Source organism: Mycobacterium sp. E2497, assembly GCF_001668695.1.
In the GTDB taxonomy this organism is placed as follows: domain Bacteria; phylum Actinomycetota; class Actinomycetes; order Mycobacteriales; family Mycobacteriaceae; genus Mycobacterium.
Genome location: NZ_LZKD01000291.1, coordinates 1 through 1,742 on the forward strand (window position 1 = coordinate 1; position 1,742 = coordinate 1,742).

Annotated in this window: 2 protein-coding genes; both read right to left on the reverse strand. The window is 69.5% G+C overall.

The window, feature by feature from the left end; translation table 11 throughout:
- Positions 1–861, reverse strand: an 861-nt coding sequence (locus A5713_RS26510; protein WP_156752046.1) for an FHA domain-containing protein, incomplete at its 3' end; no start/stop codon positions are given.
- A gap of 16 nt (positions 862–877) precedes the next feature.
- Positions 878–1,742 (reverse strand): ABC transporter permease (locus A5713_RS26515; RefSeq protein WP_156752047.1); only part of this gene is annotated, 865 nt, incomplete at its 5' end.

The window sequence follows — 1,742 nt, forward strand, 5'->3', positions numbered from 1 at the left end:
CAGGATCCCGCCGGAGAACACCAGGTCGACGTTCCCGATGGTCACCACGTCGCCCTCGGACAGCACCGCCGACGCCGCTTTGACCCCGTTGACGAAGGTTCCGTTGCTGCTGTTGGCGTCGCGGATCTCGGGGCCCGCCGGCGTCGGCGTCAGAAACGCGTGATGGCGCGAGGCCAGCACGTCGTGAATGACGATGTCGTTGTCGAGCGCGCGGCCGATCCAGGCGGCGCGGCCCGGCCGGTCGGTTACCCGCTCGGATTCGGGCCCCAGGTTCTTCACCCGCGTGGTCGGGAACTCCGCCACCTGGCCGCTCACGCCGATCTGGGTGGGCTGGTTCAGCTCGGGCGGCCCAGCGGACTGCCGCACCGACCGCGTCGCCGCGTCGGGTCGCACGATCGGCACGGCGGTGGTGCGGTTCGGGCCTTGCCAGGGGCGCGGCTGCGGCGGGGCCGGTGGCCGCTGGCCGGCCGGCGGCGCACGGCGGGCATCGACGGGCGGTGTGATGACGGGGATCGACTCCGTGGTCGGCGGGAGCATGCCCACTGTCCCGGTGTGGTGGCCGATTTCGAACGTGATCCGCGGGCCGTCGGGCTTGCCGATGTTGAGGGTCTGGCCGTCCACGATGTCGACCAGCGGGACCCGCTGGCCGTTGAGATAGATCCCGTTCAGCGAACGATTGTCCAGCGCAACCCACTTGCCGTGATCGAAGCGCAGCAGCAGGTGTGCGCGCGCGATCAGGGGGTGCGCCACCCGCAGGTCCGCGCGCAGGTCGCTGCCGACCACCACGTCGCGGCCGGCCGCGAAGCTGCCCTTCGATCGGTCGGATCGAACGGTCAGCACGGGCTCGGCGGCTTGCGTCATCGCACCGGCCGCGGGCTCAGCGTTTCAGCCTGATGTGCCACCGGACGAACCCGGTGTAGGCGACGGACAGGAATGCCAGCATGGCCATGTCGAACACGAAGATGTGTTTCGAGTGCTGCCAGATCGGGTCGTTGGTCGGGATCTGTTTGACCTTCACCAGCGACGGAAAGTCGATCGACGAGGCGCCCGCCGCGTAACCCCAGCGCGCGGGCGTCAGCCAGGCGAGCTCCTCGAGGCCGAAGCGCTGGTAGACGGGAATCATGCCGCTGGAGAACACCAGCTGCGACATGATCGACACCACGAGCAGCGGCATGATCTGTTCGTTGGACTGCGCCACGGCCGACAACAACAGGCCCAGCATCGCCGACGCCACACAGGTGCCGGCGACGGTGACGAACAGTGAGAACGTGGAGTTGCCGAAGAAGGGCGGGTGCGCGGTCGGCGCCCCCTTGCCCAGCCGGACGATGATGGTCGCGATCGCCGCCTGCAGCGTCGCGAAGACGCAGAACACCGCGATCTTGGCCAGCAGGTAGGCGGAGGTGGACAGGCCGACGGCCTGCTCCCGCCGGAAGATCGGGCGCTCGCCGATCAGATCGCGGATGGTCAGCGCGGTCCCCATGAACACGGCGCCGATGTTCAACAGCACCATGATGTACTGCGGCTGCGTGGGCGCGGGGCCGAGCGCGTCGGCCGGGCCGAGGCCGGGGTGGGGGCCCTTCACCGTCAGCGACAACGCCCCGATGAGGAACGGCAGGACCGCCAGGAAGATCGTGTAGCCCCGGTCGGATATGACGAGTCGAACCTGGCGGCGGGCGATCGTCGACAGCTGACGCCACAGGTCGGTCTTCGGCGGCTCGCCCAGGTCGGCCGGGCTTTGCGGG